Origin of the sequence: Saccharothrix texasensis (assembly GCF_003752005.1) — a bacterium.
Taxonomy (GTDB): Bacteria; Actinomycetota; Actinomycetes; order Mycobacteriales; family Pseudonocardiaceae; genus Actinosynnema; species Actinosynnema texasense.
The window spans coordinates 4,129,612-4,146,593 of sequence record NZ_RJKM01000001.1; the positions used below are offsets into that span (position 1 = coordinate 4,129,612).

Annotated in this window: 17 protein-coding genes; 13 read left to right on the top strand and 4 right to left on the bottom strand. The window is 73.5% G+C overall.

Going from position 1 to position 16,982, the window contains the following annotated elements; translation table 11 throughout:
- Positions 1-6: 6 nt before the first annotated feature.
- Together EDD40_RS17355 and EDD40_RS17360 are read left to right on the top strand one after the other, a co-directional pair.
- The gene (locus tag EDD40_RS17355; RefSeq protein ID WP_123743848.1) at positions 7-960 is read left to right on the top strand and encodes a zinc-dependent alcohol dehydrogenase; all 954 of its coding nucleotides are present in this window, start codon (positions 7-9) and stop codon (positions 958-960) included.
- A 53-nt stretch (positions 961-1,013) separates the two neighbouring features.
- Entirely contained in the window at positions 1,014-1,697 is a 684-nt protein-coding gene (locus EDD40_RS17360; protein WP_123743849.1) for a creatininase family protein, read from the top strand.
- Here EDD40_RS17360 and EDD40_RS17365 read toward each other — a convergent pair.
- From EDD40_RS17365 to EDD40_RS17380, 4 genes are all read right to left on the bottom strand, one after another.
- Positions 1,626-2,567 carry a lysylphosphatidylglycerol synthase transmembrane domain-containing protein gene (locus tag EDD40_RS17365; protein WP_246037710.1) on the bottom strand — a complete coding sequence of 314 codons (942 nt, stop codon included), beginning with the start codon at positions 2,565-2,567 and terminating at the stop codon, positions 1,626-1,628. The genes EDD40_RS17360 and EDD40_RS17365 overlap by 72 nt on opposite strands.
- A gap of 92 nt (positions 2,568-2,659) precedes the next feature.
- Complete coding sequence (locus EDD40_RS17370) at positions 2,660-3,439, bottom strand: class I SAM-dependent methyltransferase (protein WP_123743850.1); 780 nt, start codon at positions 3,437-3,439, stop codon at positions 2,660-2,662.
- Positions 3,436-4,458: a glycosyltransferase family 4 protein gene (locus EDD40_RS17375; RefSeq protein ID WP_123743851.1), complete on the bottom strand. Its 1,023-nt coding sequence runs from the start codon at positions 4,456-4,458 to the stop codon at positions 3,436-3,438. The genes EDD40_RS17370 and EDD40_RS17375 overlap by 4 nt, the downstream gene beginning before the upstream one ends.
- On the bottom strand, positions 4,455-4,853 hold the full coding sequence (locus EDD40_RS17380; RefSeq protein WP_123743852.1) for a 6-pyruvoyl trahydropterin synthase family protein: 399 nt from the start codon (positions 4,851-4,853) through the stop codon (positions 4,455-4,457). The genes EDD40_RS17375 and EDD40_RS17380 overlap by 4 nt, the downstream gene beginning before the upstream one ends.
- A gap of 94 nt (positions 4,854-4,947) precedes the next feature.
- Between EDD40_RS17380 and ribA the strand changes: the two genes are divergently transcribed.
- From ribA to EDD40_RS17430, 11 genes are all read left to right on the top strand, one after another.
- Positions 4,948-5,598, top strand: a complete 651-nt coding sequence (gene ribA / locus EDD40_RS17385) for a GTP cyclohydrolase II (protein WP_123743853.1) — start codon at positions 4,948-4,950, stop codon at positions 5,596-5,598.
- Positions 5,599-5,680: 82 nt separating this feature from the next.
- A complete protein-coding gene (locus EDD40_RS17390; RefSeq protein ID WP_123743854.1) occupies positions 5,681-7,099 on the top strand; it encodes an alpha/beta hydrolase in 1,419 nt (472 codons plus the stop codon).
- A gap of 27 nt (positions 7,100-7,126) precedes the next feature.
- A complete protein-coding gene (locus EDD40_RS44400; RefSeq protein ID WP_148088830.1) occupies positions 7,127-8,230 on the top strand; it encodes a sensor histidine kinase in 1,104 nt (367 codons plus the stop codon).
- Positions 8,230-8,874, top strand: a complete 645-nt coding sequence (locus tag EDD40_RS17400) for a response regulator transcription factor (protein WP_123743856.1) — start codon at positions 8,230-8,232, stop codon at positions 8,872-8,874. Before EDD40_RS44400 ends, EDD40_RS17400 begins: the two co-directional genes overlap by 1 nt.
- A 200-nt stretch (positions 8,875-9,074) precedes the next feature.
- Positions 9,075-9,800 carry an ABC transporter ATP-binding protein gene (locus tag EDD40_RS17405; RefSeq protein ID WP_123743857.1) on the top strand — a complete coding sequence of 242 codons (726 nt, stop codon included), beginning with the start codon at positions 9,075-9,077 and terminating at the stop codon, positions 9,798-9,800.
- On the top strand, positions 9,797-12,250 hold the full coding sequence (locus EDD40_RS44405) for an FtsX-like permease family protein (RefSeq protein ID WP_281277794.1): 2,454 nt from the start codon (positions 9,797-9,799) through the stop codon (positions 12,248-12,250). The genes EDD40_RS17405 and EDD40_RS44405 overlap by 4 nt, the downstream gene beginning before the upstream one ends.
- Positions 12,251-12,254: 4 nt before the next feature.
- Positions 12,255-13,490: a sensor histidine kinase gene (locus EDD40_RS17415; protein ID WP_246037711.1), complete on the top strand. Its 1,236-nt coding sequence runs from the start codon at positions 12,255-12,257 to the stop codon at positions 13,488-13,490.
- Positions 13,478-14,122, top strand: a complete 645-nt coding sequence (locus EDD40_RS17420) for a response regulator transcription factor (RefSeq protein ID WP_123743859.1) — start codon at positions 13,478-13,480, stop codon at positions 14,120-14,122. Before EDD40_RS17415 ends, EDD40_RS17420 begins: the two co-directional genes overlap by 13 nt.
- A 29-nt stretch (positions 14,123-14,151) precedes the next feature.
- Positions 14,152-14,556, top strand: a complete 405-nt coding sequence (locus EDD40_RS17425; RefSeq protein ID WP_211348193.1) for a hypothetical protein — start codon at positions 14,152-14,154, stop codon at positions 14,554-14,556.
- Complete coding sequence (locus EDD40_RS42650; protein ID WP_211348194.1) at positions 14,526-15,404, top strand: hypothetical protein; 879 nt, start codon at positions 14,526-14,528, stop codon at positions 15,402-15,404. Before EDD40_RS17425 ends, EDD40_RS42650 begins: the two co-directional genes overlap by 31 nt.
- Positions 15,405-15,738: 334 nt before the next feature.
- Positions 15,739-16,965 (top strand): hypothetical protein, encoded by a 1,227-nt coding sequence (locus EDD40_RS17430; protein ID WP_123743860.1) that lies wholly within the window; start codon positions 15,739-15,741, stop codon positions 16,963-16,965.
- Positions 16,966-16,982 lie beyond the last annotated feature (17 nt).

The following is a 16,982-nucleotide window of genomic DNA, read 5'->3' on the forward strand; positions in this document are numbered from 1 at the left end:
TACTAGATGACACGCTCGGCGAGGGCCCTGTGGTTCACCTCATCGGGAAAAAGTGAGATCCGGGACGTGGCGCTCGCCGAGCCCGGACCCGACGACGTGGTGGTGCGCACGCTGTACTCGGGGATCAGCCGGGGCACCGAGAGCCTGGTCCTGCGCGGCGGCGTGCCGGAGAGCCAGCACGACGTGATGCGGGCGCCGTTCCAGGAGGGCGACTTCCCGTGGCCGGTGAAGTACGGCTACCTCAACGTCGGTGTGGTGGAAGGAGGACCGCTGCTCGGCCGCACGGTGTTCTGCCTCTATCCACACCAGACGCGTTACGTGGTGCCGGCCGACGCCGTGACGCCCGTGCCGGACTCGGTGCCCGCCGCGCGCGCGGTGCTCGCCGGGACGGTGGAGACGGCGGTGAACGCGCTGTGGGACGCCAAGCCGATGATCGGCGACCGGATCGCGGTCGTCGGCGGCGGGATGGTGGGGTGCAGCGTGGCCGCCGTGCTGGCCCGGTTCCCGGGCGTGCGGCTGCAACTGGTGGACGCGGACCCGGGCCGCGCGTCGGTGGCCGCCGCGCTGGGTGTCGGGTTCGCGTCGCCCGAGGAAGCCTCGGGGAACTGCGACCTGGTCGTGCACGCGAGCGCGTCCGAGGAGGGGCTGGCGCGGTCGTTGGCGCTGCTCGCGCCGGAAGGGCAGGTGGTGGAGCTGAGCTGGTACGGCGACCGGCGGGTGTCGGTGCCGCTCGGCGAGTTCTTCCACTCGGGGCGGCTGCGGTTGCGCAGCAGCCAGGTGGGGGTGGTGGCGCGGCCGGACCGCACGTACGCCGAGCGGATGGCGCTGGCGCTGGACCTGCTCGCCGACCCCGTCTTCGACGCGCTGATCACCGGGGAGAGCCGGTTCGACGACCTGCCGTCCGTGCTGGCCGGCGGCGCGCTGCCGCCCCTGTGCCACCGCGTCGACTACGGCAGTTGACGGAAGGGGTTGGCGGAGGGGGTTGGGCGCCGGCGTTGGCTACCGTGCCGCGTATGTACCTGTCTGACACCACCGAAGACGTGCGTGCGCGTGCGGCGACCGTGGCGGTGTTGCCCGTGGGCAGCCACGAGCAGCACGGCCCGTACCTGCCGCTGGCCACGGACACGGTCGTGGCCTGCGCGGTCGCGCGGGCGATCGCCGACGCGCACCCCGTGCAGCTGCTCCCGCCGATCACGATCTCGTGCTCGCACGAGCACGCCGCGTGGCCCGGCACGGTGAGCATCTCGGCGCGGACGCTGTACGCGGTGGTGCGGGACGTGGCGGACTCGTTGCGGCGGTCGGGTGTGCCGAACCTGGTGCTGGTCAGCGGGCACGGCGGGAACTACGTGCTGTCGAACGTGGTGCAGGAGTCGGAGGGGATGGCGTTGTTCCCCGGCAGCGGCGACTGGGCCGCGGCACGGGCCGCCGCCGGGCTCGAGACGTCGTCGCGCAGCGACATGCACGCGGGCGAGCTGGAGACCTCGATCCTCCTGCACGCCCACCCGGAGCTGGTGAAACCCGGGTACGAGACCAGCGACCACCTGGCCGACGACCGGCCGCACATGCTCACGCGGGGACTCGCGCCGTACACGTCTTCGGGGGTGGTCGGGCGGCCGTCGCTGGCGTCAGCCGACAAGGGCCGGGACGTGCTCGCGGGGCTGGTCGAGGCGTTCGGGCCGTACCTGGAGCTGTTCTGACCGTCGCGTTCGCCGCGGCCGTCCCCGGAAGAGGGTGAAGACGCCGGGCAGGCTGCCGATCAGCGCCAGCACGCCGTAGACGACACCGGTGGCGACCCCTTGCGCGGCGCCGAACCCGGCCGCCCCGAACGCCACCGCCAGGAACACCTCCCGCGGCCCGAACCCGCCGACGTTCAGCGGGACGGCCATGACCAGCAGGGCGAGCACGACCAGCGGGACGAGCCGGGCGGTCGGCGCCTGCGCGCCGGCGGCCCTGGCTGCGACCAGGAACAGCGCCACGTGGCCGGCCAGGGTCACCGCCGACAGGAGGGCGACCTTGGGCAGGACGTCGCGGTTCACCAGGCCGGTGCGGGCGTCGGCCCAGGTGGTCCGGGCGGCTCGGCGGAGCTTCGGGGAGAGGCAGGCGAGCGTCAGCGCCACGGCCGAGGCCGAGGCCACGGTGAGGAGGATCGGGGTCAGGCCGGTGGAGAAGGTCGTCAGGGGGTCGGCGCACAGGACCGCGATGCCGAGGGCGACCAGCAGGACCTGCCCGGCGCCGCGCTCGAACACGACGGCTCGGACGCCGCGCCCCACGTCACCGGCCTGCCGTCCGTGGCTCACCGCCCGGTGGACGTCACCGAGCACCCCGGCGGGCAGGACGGCGTTGAGGAGCAGGCCGCGGTAGTAGTCGGAGACCGCGGCGGGGAGGGTGAGCGGCAGACCGAGGCGGCGGGCGATCAGGCACCACCGCCAGGCGCCGGACACGGTGGTGAGCAGCCCGATGCCCACCGCGGCGGCCACCGCCCACCCGTCGACCGCGCGCAGACCGGCCACGAAGGCGTCGGCGCCCAGGCGGTGGCCCAGGGCGATCAGGATGGCGACGGCCGCCAAGAGCCGGAGCCAGGGCCACGCGCGTGTGATGGTGGTGCGGACGAGGACAGTCGTGTGGCGAAGGGCAGTGGTGCGCCACCGGAAGCGGTGCGTCAAGGGACGACCGCCAAGAGGTCCGTGTGGTGCACCACCACGCGTCGGCCGTTGTCGAGCTTGCGCCGCAGGTAGCCGGGCGCCTCGGCGGCCAAGCCGGGTTCCTGCTCCACCGCCGCCCCCACCCACCCGCGCAACCACTCCCCCGCCAGCGCCGCCTGCTCCGGCCCGAGCCGCCACGGGCTGGGACTCGTGGTCACCTCCGCGCCCCGCCGCTCGAACGCCTCCACGGCGACCGCGACCGCGTCCGGCCCCAGCAGGCGACGACCGTCGACCACCCGCCGCTGGTGCCCGTTGAACGCGGCCTCGAACTCGGCGTCCAGCGACTCGGCCGGGTCGAACTCCACCCGACCCGCCACCGACAGCGTCAACAGCGCCGGACAGCCCGCGTCGACGCACGCCGCGGCCAGCGCGTCCACCTCCTCGGCGGTCAGCAGGTCCAGCAGCGCGGACGCGGTGACCAGCGACGTGCCGGCGATGTCCGCGCCGGTCAGCCCGGTGAGGTCGCCCTCGTGCGTCTCGATCGTCACCCCGCTCATCGTCGCCGCCGCGATGCTGAGCAGCCGGGGGTCGCGGTCGTGCAGCACCCAGTGCTGCGCGCCACCCAGCCGGCCGGCGAGCCATCGTCCCAGCGATCCCGTCCCACACCCGAGATCACGCACCACGAGGGGTGTCCGGTTCAGATCGATCTTCAAGAGCCGGTCGACCAGGTCCAGCGCGCGGGCCTCGGCGTCGGCCTTCTCGCGCAGCGACAGCCATTCCGGTGCGAAGGTGCTCATGGCCGCAGAGTAGCCAGCACCTCGGCCAGCGCAACGGCCGTTTCGTCCCATGTGGACAACTCCTGGCGGCGTGCCGCAGCACGAGCGCGCAGGTCACGCCGCCACTCGTCGTCGGTGAACCACCGACGCAGGGCTTCGGCGAACGCCGGCACGTCGCCCGCCGGCAGCAGCACCCCGCCGGCGCCGAGCGCGTCCGGCACGGCGCTGGCCACCACCGGCACGCCGCGCGCCAACGCCTCCGTCACCACCATCCCGTAGGTCTCGGCCAACGACGCCAGCACGAACAGGTCCGCCGTCGCGTACTCGTGGGCGAGCGCCGGTCCGCTGAGGGGACCGGGCAGCTCGATCCGCGAACCCAGCCCGTGCCGGTCGACGAGGTCGCGGACCGGCGACCGCCCGGGTCCGACGAACGCGCAGGTCCACGGCAGGTCGGCCACCGCGGCCAAGGCGCGCACCAGCACGTCGTGCCCCTTGCGGGGCGTGAGGGAGGCGACGCACAGGAGGCGGGACGCGCCGTCCGTGCCGGTGGCGGGCGGCGCGGGATCGGTGCCGGGCACGACGACGTGGACCTGCGCCAACCCGTGGCGCGAGGCGAGCCGCCGGGCCGCCGACGGGCTGGTCGCCACGACGGCGCGGGCGGCGCGCAGGACCTCCCGCTCGGCGGCGTCGAGCCGTGCCGCCAGAGCCGGTGGCAGGCCCGTCTCGTCGGCCAGCGGCAGGTGCACCAGGATCACCAGCCGCAGCCGGTCGGCGTGCGGCACGACGACCTCCGGCACCCCGCACGCCACCAGCCCGTCGAGCACGACGACCGAGCCGTCGGGGATCCCGCCCAGCGCCCGCCCCAACGCCGAGCGGGCCGCGGTCCCGGGTCGCGGCCACGTGCCGGGCACCGCGATCTCGCGTGCCGCGATCCCCCGTGCCGCGGCGAGCCCGTCGAGCACCCGCCGGTCGTAGGCGTTGCCGCCGCTGGGCGACGCCGGGTCGTCCACCCCGCCGGGCAGGACGAAGTGGACCGTCACAACGGGCGTTCGTAGCTCGCCCAGGCCACGTGCGACTCGTGCAGCGAGACCTCGATCCCGGAGAGCCCGCGCGCGCCCTCGCCGAGCGAACCCGCGTGCACGGCCTCCGCCAGCTCGTCCGCGATGTGCTTGGCCAGGAACTCGGTCGACGTGTTCACCCCGGCGAACTCCGGCACGTCGTCGAGGTTGCGGTAGTTGAGCTCGCCGAGAACGGCGCGCAGCCGCTCGGTGGCGAGTCCGATGTCGACCACGATGTTGTCGGCGTCGAGCTCGGCCCGCTTGAACTTCGCGTCCACCACGAACGTGGCCCCGTGCAGGCGTTGGGCCGGACCGAAGACCTCGCCGCGGAAGCTGTGGGCGACCATCACGTGATCGCGAACGGTGATGCTGAACAGGGTGACCTCCGCCGGATGAGCGAGCTACGGTGCAAGTACCGGTCGAGCGTAGTGAACTCTCGTCGGTGTCGGGGTCGTGTGACGAGGGAGCCGGATGCGCGAGGAAACCTTCAACGACGAGGACGTGGCGGAGTCGGACCTGGTCACGAGACGCGGCACGTTCCGCGCGATCGCGTTCCGGGCCGACGGCCACGAGCACATGGCGCTCGTCTACGGCAAGACCGCGTTGCGCGAGAACGTGCTGGTGCGCGTGCACTCGGAGTGCATGACCGGTGACCTCTTCGGCGCGATGCGCTGCGAGTGCGGCGACCAGCTCGACGCGGCGCTGGACCGGATCGTGGCGGAGGGCAGCGGCATCCTGGTCTACCTGCGCGGCCACGAGGGGCGGGGCATCGGCCTGGTGGCGAAGGTGCGCACGCACGTGCTCCAGGACGAACAGGGACTGGACACACTCGACTCCGCGACGTCGCTCGGCCTGCCGGTCGACGTCCGGGACTACTCACCGGCCGCGCGCGTGCTCAAGCACCTGCGCGTCACGTCGGTTCGGTTGATGTCGAACAACCCGGACAAGATCGAGGCGCTGGAGGCCGACGGCATCGAGGTCGTGGCCCGCGTGCCGCACCTGATGCGGCCGAACCCGCACAACATCGGCTACCTGACCGCGAAGCGCGACCGGCTCGGCCACGACCTGCCGCAGGTCGACCAGCCGGCGGCGAGCTACGAGTACCCCACGGCGACGAGGTAGGCGGGCAAGCGGGACAAGAGGTCGGGGAAGATCTGTCGAAAGGCAGACGTGGGGGGTGGGGGCGGCCCGGGACGCTGGGCGCATGAAGAAAGCGATCAGGGGTGTGGTGGGGGCGGTCTGCCTGCTCACCGCGCTCAACGTGGCGCCGGGTGTGTCGCAGGCCGAGGGACGCCCGCTGGAGTGGGCGGACTGCGGGGACGGGTTGCAGTGCGGCGAGGTGGCGGTGCCCGCGGACTGGGGCAGGCCGCGCGGTGAACGGGTGCGGCTGGCCGTCGCGCGGCTGCCCGCGCGGGACCAGGCCGCCAAGAAGGGCGTGCTGCTGGTCAACCTGGGCGGGCCGGCGCAGCAGATCTCGGTGTTGCGCGTCGCGAAGAGCGCGTTCAGCGACCTGACCCGGTGGTTCGACGTCGTGGTCTCCGACCCGCGCGGGTTCGAGGCGAGCGCCGGGATCACGTGCCCGTACCCGGCGCCGCTGCCGGAGAACCTGGAGTGGGCGTCGCCGGGCCAGGCCGAGTACGAGCGGTACCGGACGGCGAACCACCGGTTCGGCGTCGACTGCGGACGGGTGGCCGCCGGGCCGTTGGCCGGTCACCTCGACTCGCGTCAGGTCGCGTACGACATGGACGCGATCCGGGCGGCCCTGGGACAGGACCGGCTCGACTACTACGGCAACTCCTACGGCACGGTGTTCGCCCAGGCCTACGCGCGGCGCTTCCCGGGGCGGGTCGGGCGGATGTACCTGGACAGCGTGCTGGACCACACGACCCGGTCCTGGGTCGACTGGCTGCTGCCGCGCGCCCGGACGATGGAGCGCAACCTGGAGCGGTTCGCGCAGTGGTGCGGCGAGCAGGTCGACTGCGCGCTGCACGGGCGTGACGTGGTGGAGGTGTGGGACGAGGTGCTGGAACGGGCGGCGCGCGAGCCGATCCCGGCGGGGAGCACGACGGTGAACGCCTCCCGGATCGCGTCGCGGACCAACCCGGGGTTCGAGCAGGAGTGGCCGGAGTTGGCGCGGGCCATCGCGGAGGCCCACGCGGGCGACGCCACGCGCTTCGCCGAGCAGCCGGTCGGCGGGCGTGACCCCGACCTGTCCCGGATCATGTTCTGCGCCGACTTCCCGTACCCGTCCGACTACCGGGTCGTGAAGTCGTTCGAGGCGCGGTTGCGGCAGGTCACACCGCACATCGGGTGGGTGGCGGCGTGGCCGATGGCGTACCACTGCGCGGGGTTGCCGGGGAAGGGGACGTACCCGCCGGAGAGGTTGCGGGAGTTGGGGCCGGGGGCCGGGCCCGTGTTGGTGGCCGGCGGTGAGTACGACGGCACGACGCCGCCGCAGGACGCGCGCAGGGTGGCGGCGCAGTGGGGCAACGCGCGGTACCTGCCGGTGAAGGGTGGTCATGCGCTGTACCTGAGCGGTCATCCGTGCGTCCGGGAACACGTGCACAGGTACTTGTTGACCGGTGAGCTGCCGGGTGAGGGTGCGGTCTGCGGAGCCGCCTAGGACGGTGGGCGGGAGGGGGCGGCGGGAGTGAGGTGGGTGCGGGAAGGGCTGCTCGTTCCAGCGGTGGCGGCGGTGCTGGTGCTGCTGACGTTGTGGGAGGGGAAGGGGCAGCCGCCGCCGGGGATGGCGGTGTTGGTCGGGTCCAGCCTCTGCGTGGCGATGCCGTTGTTGTTGCGGCGCGTGCTGCCGTTGACGGGAGCGGTGCTGTCGGCGGTGGTGGGGTTGGGCGGGCTCGGTTTCCTGCCGGCGTGGCCGGGGATGCTGGTCACGATGGGCACGTTCTGCGCGGCCGTCTACCACCGCGAGCGCGCGCCGGGGTTGGTGCTGGCGGTGTGCGGGTGCTGGGTGCTGGTCAGCGCGGTGATCGCGGGCAGCCCGGTGCAGGCCTTCACGGTCACGGACCTGGTGGTGATGGGCGTGGCTCCGGTGGCGACCGGGTACGCGCTGCGGCTGCACCGGGAACGGGCGGACCAGGCGTTGCGGGTGCAGCGGGCGGAGGCGGATCGCCTGGTGGCGGAAGCCGACCGGGTGCTGGCGGAGGACCGGGCCCGGCTGGCGCGGGACGTGCACGACAGCGTGGGCCACCACCTCACGGCGATCCGGATGCAGGCGACGGCGGCGCGGCGGGTGCTGGACGGCGCGCCGCCGGTCGCCGATCGGGCGTTGGGGACGATCGCCGAACTGTCGTCGTCGGCGTTGGAGGAGGTCAGGGAGATGTTGAGCACCCTGCGGGACGTGCCGGCGGGGGTGGGGCTGGGCGAGGTGGAGCAGTTGGCGGAGAGGCTCTCCGGACCGGACCGGCGGATCACGGTGAGCTGGTCCGGGGCGGCGGCGCCGGTGCCGCCGGCGGTCGACCACACGGCGTACCGGGTGGTGCAGGAGGCGTTGACCAATGTGGTCAGGCACTCGACGGCGGGTCGGGTCGACGTGCGGGTGCGGCGGGATCAGGAGGTGCTGGTGGTGACGGTGGTGGATGACGGGGCGGGAGGAGCGGTGCGGCCCGGTCTGGAGGGGCAGGGCATTCGGGGGATGAGGGAAAGGGTGCGCTCGGTCGGCGGGACGCTGGTGGTCGGGCCCGGCGGGGCGGGGTGGTCGGTGCGCGCGGAGTTGCCGACGGGGAGGGTCGGCTAGTGCCGATCCGGGTGCTCGTGGCGGACGACCAGCGGGCGGTGCGGGAAGCGCTGCGGATGGTGCTGGACGGCGAGCCGGACATCGAGGTGGTCGGTGAGGCTGGCAGCGGGACCGAGGCGGTCCACCTGGCGTTGACCCGGAGGCCGGACGTGGTCGTCATGGACCTGCGGATGCCGCACGGCGACGGGATCGCGGCGATCACCCGGTTGAGCGCGGCGGAGGTCGGGTCGAAGGTGCTGGCGTTGACGACGTTCGACCTGGACGAGTACCTGTTCGGCGCGCTGGCGGCGGGCGCGGGCGGGTTCCTGTTGAAGGACAGCGACCCGGCGATGCTCTTGGACGCGGTCCGCGGGCTGCACGAAGGGCGCGGGTTGATCGACCCGAAGGTGACGGGACGGCTGATCGCCCGGTTCGCCCAGCTCTCGCCGCGGGCCGCGCCGCAGGACGTCGGCCGGCTCACACCCCGGGAGCAGGAGGTGCTGGCGCAGGTGGTGCGGGGGTTGAGCAACGCGGAGATCGCGGCGGAGCTGACGATCGAGGAGGGGACGGTGAAGACGCACGTGGCCCGGATCCTCACGAAGTTGGGGCTTCGGACGCGGGTGCACGCGGTGATCTACGCGTATGAGCACGGGTTGGGGAGGTGAGGGGGAGGAAAGACGGAAGAGTCCTCGCCGGACGGGCAGATCAGCAGGATGACCGGGTTCGAGGTGGTGCGCCGGGTCCGTCGTGGCCCTCCTGTTGGGGGGAAGGTGGAGCGGGTGTGTCGGTGGTAGGGGTGGCCATACCCCCGTGATCCGGGGTCGCACGGTGGGTTTCGGCGGTTGTCGGCGCGATGGTTGTCGGCATGGGATTGGTGCCGGATGTTGTGTCGTTGACCGAGGTGACGAAGGTGTACGCCGGGCGGGTGCGGGCGTTGGACCGGGTGTCGGTCGGGTTCGGTCGGGGGTCGTTCACGGCGGTGATGGGGCCGTCCGGGTCCGGTAAGTCGACGTTGTTGCACTGCGCGGCCGGGTTGGACTTGCCGGACGGTGGGCGGGTCGTGCTGGCCGGGCAGGAGGTCGGCGCGTTGCGCGAGCCCAAGTTGACGGCGGTGCGCCGGCGGCACGTCGGGTTCGTGTTCCAGTCGTTCAACCTGGTGGACGCGCTGACGGTGTGGGACAACGTGTTGCTGCCGCAGAGGTTCGCGGGGACGCGGCCGGACAAGGCGTGGGCGCGCGAGGTCTTGCAGCGGGTCGGGCTCGGCGGGCGGGAGCGGGCCCGGCCCGGGGAGTTGTCCGGTGGGCAGCAGCAGCGGGTGGCGTTGGCGCGGGCGTTGGCGGGGCGACCGGAGGTGATCTTCGGTGACGAGCCGACGGGTGCGCTGGACCTGTCCACCGGGCGGGAGGTCCTGGGGTTGCTGCGGGGGTTCGTGGACTCGTCCGCGGCGACGGTGGTGATGGTGACGCACGATCCGGCGGCGGCGGCGTGGGCGGATCGGGTGGTGTTCCTGGCGGACGGCAGGCTGGCCGGCGAGCTGGCGTCGCCGACGGCGGAGCTGGTGGCGGCACGGATGACGGAGCTGACCCGATGATGGTGAAGCTGGCGGTGGCGAGTGTGCGGCGGCGGGTCGGTTCCTTCGCCGGGACCTTCCTGACGGCGTTCCTGGCGGTCGCGTTGATCTCGGGCAGCGGCTTGCTGCTGTACTCGGTGTTGACGGCGGGACCGGGTGGGGACCGGTTCGCCGGGGCGGACGTGGTGGTGGCGGCGGAACGGGCGGTCGAGCTCACGACGTCGGTGGACAAGGGCGACAAGGTCAAGGTGAAGACCAAGACCGAGCGGTTGACGGGGGCGGGGGTGCTGCCCGGCGAGCTGGTGGGGCGGGTGGCCGCGACTCCCGGGGTCGGCGAGGTGGTGGCGGATGTGGCGTTCCCGGTGGCGCTGGACGTCGCGGGAGTCGCGGTGCGGGCGCCGGAGCGCGCGGCGGTGGTGGGGCACGGGTGGGGTTCGGCGGGGTTGACGCCGTACGCGTTGCGGGACGGGGTCGAGCCCGCGGACGGCGAGGTGGCGGTCGGGTCGGAGCTGGGGTTGGCGGTCGGGCAGGTGGTGGGGCTGACGACGAAGACCGGCGCCCGTGAGGTGCGGGTGGCGGGGGTGGTCGGCGGAGGTGTGCCGGGGCAGGCGGCGGTGTTCGTGGCGGACCGGCAGGTCGTCGAGTGGTCGGGGTTGAGCGGGCCGACGGCGGTCGCGGTGCGGGTGGCGGAGGGCGCGGAGGTCACGGAGGTCGCCGCCGCGCTGGAAGGACTCGGGGTCGGGGTGTTCACCGGGGCGGACAAGGTGAACGGGGACCTGCCGGGGGCGGTGCCCGACTACATCGGCGGTGTTTCGATCTTCGGGTTCGTGCTCGGCATCACGGGGTTCGCGGCGGTGTTCGTGCTGACCGGGACGGTGTCGCTGGCGGTGCGGCAGCGGTTGCGGGAGTTGGCGCTGTTGCGGACGGCCGGTGCGACGCCGCGCCAGTTGCGGCGGTTGCTGGGGACGGAGGTCGCGCTGGTCACGGTGGTCGCGACGGTGCCGGCGCTGCCGGTCGGCGTGGTCGTGGCGCACCTGGTGGCCGGCCGGTTCCGCGAGCTGGGGGCGGTCCCGGCGCAGTTCACCGTGTCGGTCAGCGCGTTGGTGCTGGTCGCGGCGGCGGTGGTCGGGTTGGCGGTCACGTTGGGCGCGACGTCGGTGGCGGCGCGGCGGGCCGTGCGGATCTCGCCGACGCAGGCGTTGCGCGAGACGGTGACGGCCGGTGGCGGCAGCCGGGCGCCGAGGGTGGTGGCGGCGGTCGTGCCGGCGGCGGGTGCGGTGGCGGTGTTGGTCCTGGTGCCGTTGGGTGGGGCGTTGGGCATGGGGATGGGTTTCGTGTCGTGCGCGTTGCTGCTGTGCGCGCTGGCGGCGGTGGGGCCGCTGGTCGTCGGGGCGGTGACGGCGGTGGTGTCCCGCGTGGTGGGGCCGGCGGGTGTCGCCGGTCGGGTCGCCGGTGCGATGACGCGGGTCGAGAGCCGGCGGGTGGTGGGGGTGGCGATCCCGCTGACGTTGATGTTCGCCATCAACGCGACGATGTTGGTCAACGGCGACATCCTGGGCGCGGTGACGGCGGAGCAGGAGGCGGCGCGCACGGCGCCGGCGACGGTGAAGGTCGCGAACGCGTCGGGGTTGCCGTTGGTGACCGCGGAGAAGATGGCCGCGTTGCCGTCGGTGACGGGGTCCGCGCTGACGGTCGGCACGAGGGTGGTCGTCGACGAGGGCGGCAAACCGGAGGACTACCCGGCGCAGGGGTTGAGGCTGGCCGGTGAGTCCGCGTTGGACTTGGGCGTCGTGGACGGAGAGCTCGGGGTCCTGGAGGGATCGGTGGCGGTCAGCGGGCCGTTGGCCGAGCGGCGCGGGTGGGCGGTCGGGGACCGGCCCTCGTTCTGGCTCGCCGATGGGACGCGGGTGGTGTTGCCGGTGGTGGCGGTGTACTCGAACTGGCGCGGGTTCGGCGATCTGGTGCTGGACGCGGGGCTCGTGGCGGCGCACGACCCGCGCGGGCTGGTGGGCGCGGTCTACCTGCGTGGCGAGCCGGACCTGAGCGGGTTCCCGGCCGGGTCCGGGGGTGTCGGCGAGGTGCAGAACCAGCAGGCGGCGTGGGAGTTGATGGTGGCGGTGTCGTTGGGGTTCACCGCGATCGCGGTGGTCAACACGTTCGCGGTCGCCACCGGGGCGAGGCGGAGGGAGTTCGGGGAGCTGCGGTTGGCCGGCGCCACGTCACGGCAGCTGCACCGGCTGCTCGACTGGGAGGCGTTGATCACGGTGGTGGTCGCGTTGGTGCTCGGCTGCGCCATCAGCGGCGTGGTGGTCGGGGCGTTCAGCGTGGCGCAGGACGGGCAGTGGCGGCTGTTCGCGGACCCGGTGCGCTACTTCGGGATGGTCGCGGGCGTCGGCTTGCTCGGCCTGGTGGCCGGTGCGGTGCCCGCCCGGGTGGTGGTCCGGCTGCGCGCCCTGCCCCGGCTAGGTTGACCGGGTGTTCCCGCGAGCGGCCAGAGGACTGGCGCACCTGCTGGCCGGGCTGGTCATCGGGCCTGCCTCGTTCGTCTGGGCGGTGGTGACCACCCTGGCCACCGGGCTGCTGTCGTTCACCTACCTGGGGCCGCCGGTGTTCCTGGTGGTGACGTGGGTGAGCCGGCGGATCGCGCGGGTGGAGCGGTGGCGGGCCGGGTGGGTGTTGCGGAGGCCGATCGGCGACCCGTACGGGCCGTTGACCGGCCGGAACCCGTGGACGCGCGGCCGTGCGGTGATCCGCGAGCCCGGGACGTGGCGTGACCTGGCGTGGCTGCTCGCGGGGTTCCCGGTGGGCCTGGTGACCGGGGTCGCCGGGGTGGTCGCCGGCCTGGTCTGGCTGGGCACGGTGCTCGCGCCGCTGTGGCTGTGGGCCGTGCCGAACCCCCGCCTGTACCCGGTGGCGGACTGGCTGTTCAACACCGTCGGCGGGCGGTTCACGCTGGCCGCGGCGGGGCTGGCGGCGGCGTGGCCGGTGTGGTGGCTGGTCGCGGCGCTGTCGCGGGTGCAGGCGTCCGTGGCGGCGCGGCTGCTGGAGGCCGGGCCGCGGGCGCGGCTGCGGCAGCAGGTCAGCGCACTGCGGGCGACCCGGCTGCGGGTGGTGGACGCGCAGGCCGCCGAGCTGCAGCGGATCGAACGGGACCTGCACGACGGCGCGCAGGCGCGGATCGTGGCCGCGGGCATGACGCTGGCGTTGGCGGACCGGAAGCTGCGCGCGTCGGGGTCCGCGGAGGACCCGGTGCGGGCGGACGTGGTGAGCGCCCGGCGGCAGCTGGACGAGGCGCTCGCCGAGCTGCGGCGGTTGGTGCGCGGGATCTACCCGCCGATCCTGACCGACCGGGGGCTGGTGGCGGCGTTGACCGCGCTGGCGGGTGACGCGCCGTCGTCGGTCGTGGTGGACGCGCCGGAGCTGGGCGACCTGCCGGCGGCGGTCGAGTCGGCGGCGTACTTCGTGGTCGCGGAGGCGTTGGCGAACGCGGTGAAGCACGCGGGCGCGGACGAGTGCGTGATCACGCTGCGCAGGACGGACGGGGTGCTGACGCTGGCGGTGCGGGACGACGGGAGAGGCGGCGCGGACCCCTCCGGCTCCGGGTTGGACGGGCTGCGGCGCCGGGTGGAGGCGCTGGACGGCACGATGGAGGTCACCAGTCCACCCGGTGGGCCCACCACCGTCCTCGCGGAGTTCCCATGCGCATCGTGATCGCCGAAGACCTGCTGCTGCTGCGCGACGGCCTGGTGCGGATGCTGACCGACACCGGGCACACCGTGGTCGCGGCCGTGGACAACGCGCCGGACCTGGAGCGGGCCGTGCTGGAGCACCGGCCGGACCTGTCCATCGTGGACGTGCGGTTGCCGCCCGGTTTCCGGGACGAAGGGCTGCGCGCCGCGCTGTCGGTGCGCGAGCGGGACCCGAAGGCGCCGATCCTGATCCTGTCGCAGTACGTCGAGCGCACGTACGCGACCGAGCTGCTCGCCGACGGCAACGGCGCGATCGGCTACCTGCTCAAGGACCGCGTGACGGCGTTGGACGAGTTCCTCGACGCGCTGGAGCGGGTGGCGGCCGGCGGCACCGCGATGGACCCGGAGGTGATCCGCCAGCTGTTCGCCCGCAACACCCGCGACCAGCGCGTCGCCGCCCTGACCGCGCGGGAGCGGGAAGTGCTGGCGCTCGTCGCGCAGGGACTGTCCAACTCGGCCATCTGCGCCGAGCTCGTGCTCGCGCCGCCGTCGGTGGAGAAGCACATCAGCAACATCCTGACCAAGCTGGACCTGCCGCCCGCGGACAACACCCACCGGCGCGTCCGGGCCGTGCTGGCGTATCTCAACCAGTGAGCATCGGTGTCACCCAATAGGGTCAACGGGTGCCTATCGCATTCGACACGACCGGTTTCCAGCAGCACGACCAGACCACTTGGGTGAACCCCGCGAACGGCGACCAGGTCAGCCTCACGTACTTCGACCTGGTGCCGGACCTGCCCGCGTCGTTGGACGAGATGCCGAAGCTGCGGCACGACCTGGCCGTGACCACCGGTGACGTCGGCTGCCTGATCGAGGCACACCACGTGCGACTGGGTGACGTGCCCGCGTTGCTCCAGGTGGTGAAGGTGCCGCTGCCGGACCAGCCCTCCGGCCAGGTGTTCATCGGCTCGTTCACTGTGCCCAAGGCCGAGAGCAGCGCCGTGCTCAAGATCCAGGCGGCGGAGCGGGGACGACCGGGGCGCGCGAGGCGGTGCTCGTGGCGCAGCTCGGGTTCGACGGGTGGGTGATGCCGCACCCGTACGCGCCCGAGGTGGAAGGGCGGCTGCCGTTCCACAAGGGCGACGACCCCCGCTACGACCCGCAGTTCGCCGACCACCCGTTGACGCGCGTGCGGGCGTGGGCGCACCACGTCATCCGCACCGCGCGGGTCGATCCCCGGTTCGCCGCGCTCGCGCCGTTCCAGCCCGGCGCGGTGGCCGCGGGACCCGAGGTCGGGTCGACGGTGACGACGGTCGTGCCGGGGCTGCCGATCGGCGGCTACCTGCCGCTGTGGATCGGCGACGAGTGCACGTTCTGGCGGATGACCTCGCCGGACGCGGTGCTGGAGAAGCTGGCCCTCGGCGTGCTCGCGCGCACGCCGTTGACCGACCGGCGGTTCCGCGACCTGGTCGCGCTGGACGAGGCGTCGGCCACGATCACGCTGCTCGACCGGTACCGCGCCGAGGACGGCGGGATCGCCGGCGCCGCGGCCGGGCTGACCAGGGTGACCGCGCTGGAGGCGCACGAGGCGTTGACCACGGACACGCTGCTGGAGGCGTTCCGGTGGATCGGCCGGGTGAGCGCGGCGGCGGCGGAGCGGGGCGAGTACGTCACCGTGGAGCCGGGCCGGAACACGGCGGAGCTGGCCGAGCCGTACGTGCTGCTGGCCGTCCAGGAGCACGAGGGCCGGTCGGTCGCGATCGCCCAGACCGCGCCCACGCCGCCCGCGGAGACCCCGATGTGGCTCGGCCAGTCCTCGCTCAACGCGCCGGCGACGGGTGAGTCGATCGAGGCGGGCGGCCTGCTGGCCATGTACGCGATGAACACGTGGGGCGAGCACCCCCTCCGCCTCTGCCTGACCTTCACCCCCCACTAACCGAGAGTCCAACGTTCACGGCGCGAGAGTCCTGCGTTCACGCACCCCGAGTTCAACGCTCACGACCGGCGGCACGTCGGCTGAGCGTTGAACTCACGTGCCCTGGACGTTGGACTCTCGCGGCGTGGGGTTGGGCTCTCGCGCGTTTGGGTGAGGTGGGGGTCGGTGTGAGAAGCTGGGTGGACGCAGCCCGTGTCCGGGTTGCCCGCCCACGGTTCACGCATCCGGCGCCCGAGCACCGACGGGACCGGCAGTGGACGCGCCTCGCGCGCACGGCACGTCTTCACCGCTCTCGCTCCGCCTTACGGCATGACGTCCACACCACCCGTGTGGCGTGCGTGGCCGTCCCGACTCACCCCAACGGGAGCACGTCATCAGCATCTCCACACCGCTGCCGCCGGCCGTCAGCGCCCCTCGCGCGCTCACCGACGTGTACGGCCCGGGTGTCGCGGTCTGCGCACGACCGGCTGTCACCGCCGCGAACCGGCACCGCAACACCGTCGACGCGCTCTCCGCCCGCCCGATCGCGGTCGCGGGTGACACGCCGGTGCTGTGCAGCGCGGGTGGCACGGACCCGGAGCTGCTGGCGCAGCTGCGCGACGGCGGCCTGCCCGTCGGCGACGACCTGCGCGACTTCCGCGACGAAGCCGGGTTCGCCGCCCGCGTCACCGAGGCGATGGCCGACGGCCTGCTGATCTCGATGGAGTACCCGCACCCCACCGCGCTGTGCCCCGACGACCGCGTGGTCAAGACCGCCCACCTCGTCGGCCACCTGAACAACAAGGCCACCATCGGCACGATCGTCGCACCGCGCTTCCACGCCCGCCGCAGCGTCGTCACCCGCGCGGAGCTGGCCGGGGCCGCGCCGGCGGCGGAGTCCTGGGTCCTCAAGGCCGCCACGGACGACGCGCACGGCGGCAGCCTCGACGTCTACCTGCACGAGGCGGGCGAACCGGTCGAGTTCCCGGCGTTCACCGACCTGCTGGGCGAGTTCGTGGTCGAGGAGTACCTGTACCTGGCGCGCAACTGGGGCGTGCAGCTCTACGTCGGCCCGGACGCCGTCGCCCGCCTGCTCGCCGTCACCGAACAGCGCGTCGACGACACCGGCGTCTACGTCGGCGGACTGTTCGGGCTGGTCAGCCCGCCGCCGGCCGACCTGCTCGCGGAGTGCGTGGCGATCACCCAACGCGCCGCGGACCTCGGCTACCGCGGCCTGTGCAGCCTGGACTGCGCCGAGACGCTCGACGGGCAGCTCGTCATGCTCGACCTGAACTTCCGGATCACCAGCGGCTCGATCCCGCTGCTCGCCCTCCAGTCCGTGCGGCCCGACGCCCTCGACGGGTACGCCGAGTCGGTCAAGCTCACCGCGGCCGCGCCGCTGGCCGAACTGCTCGCCCACGTCCGACCGTCGCTGAACGCGGGCGGCGTGCTCATCACCTCCGGCCACGACACCACCCGCACCGACAACCCGGTGGTGCTCAGCACCCTCCAGCTGCTGGTCTTCGGTGACGACCCGGCGGACGTCACCGCCCGCCGCGGCGCGCTGGAGTCGCTCCGCTAGGAGCTGCGGCGGCGGCC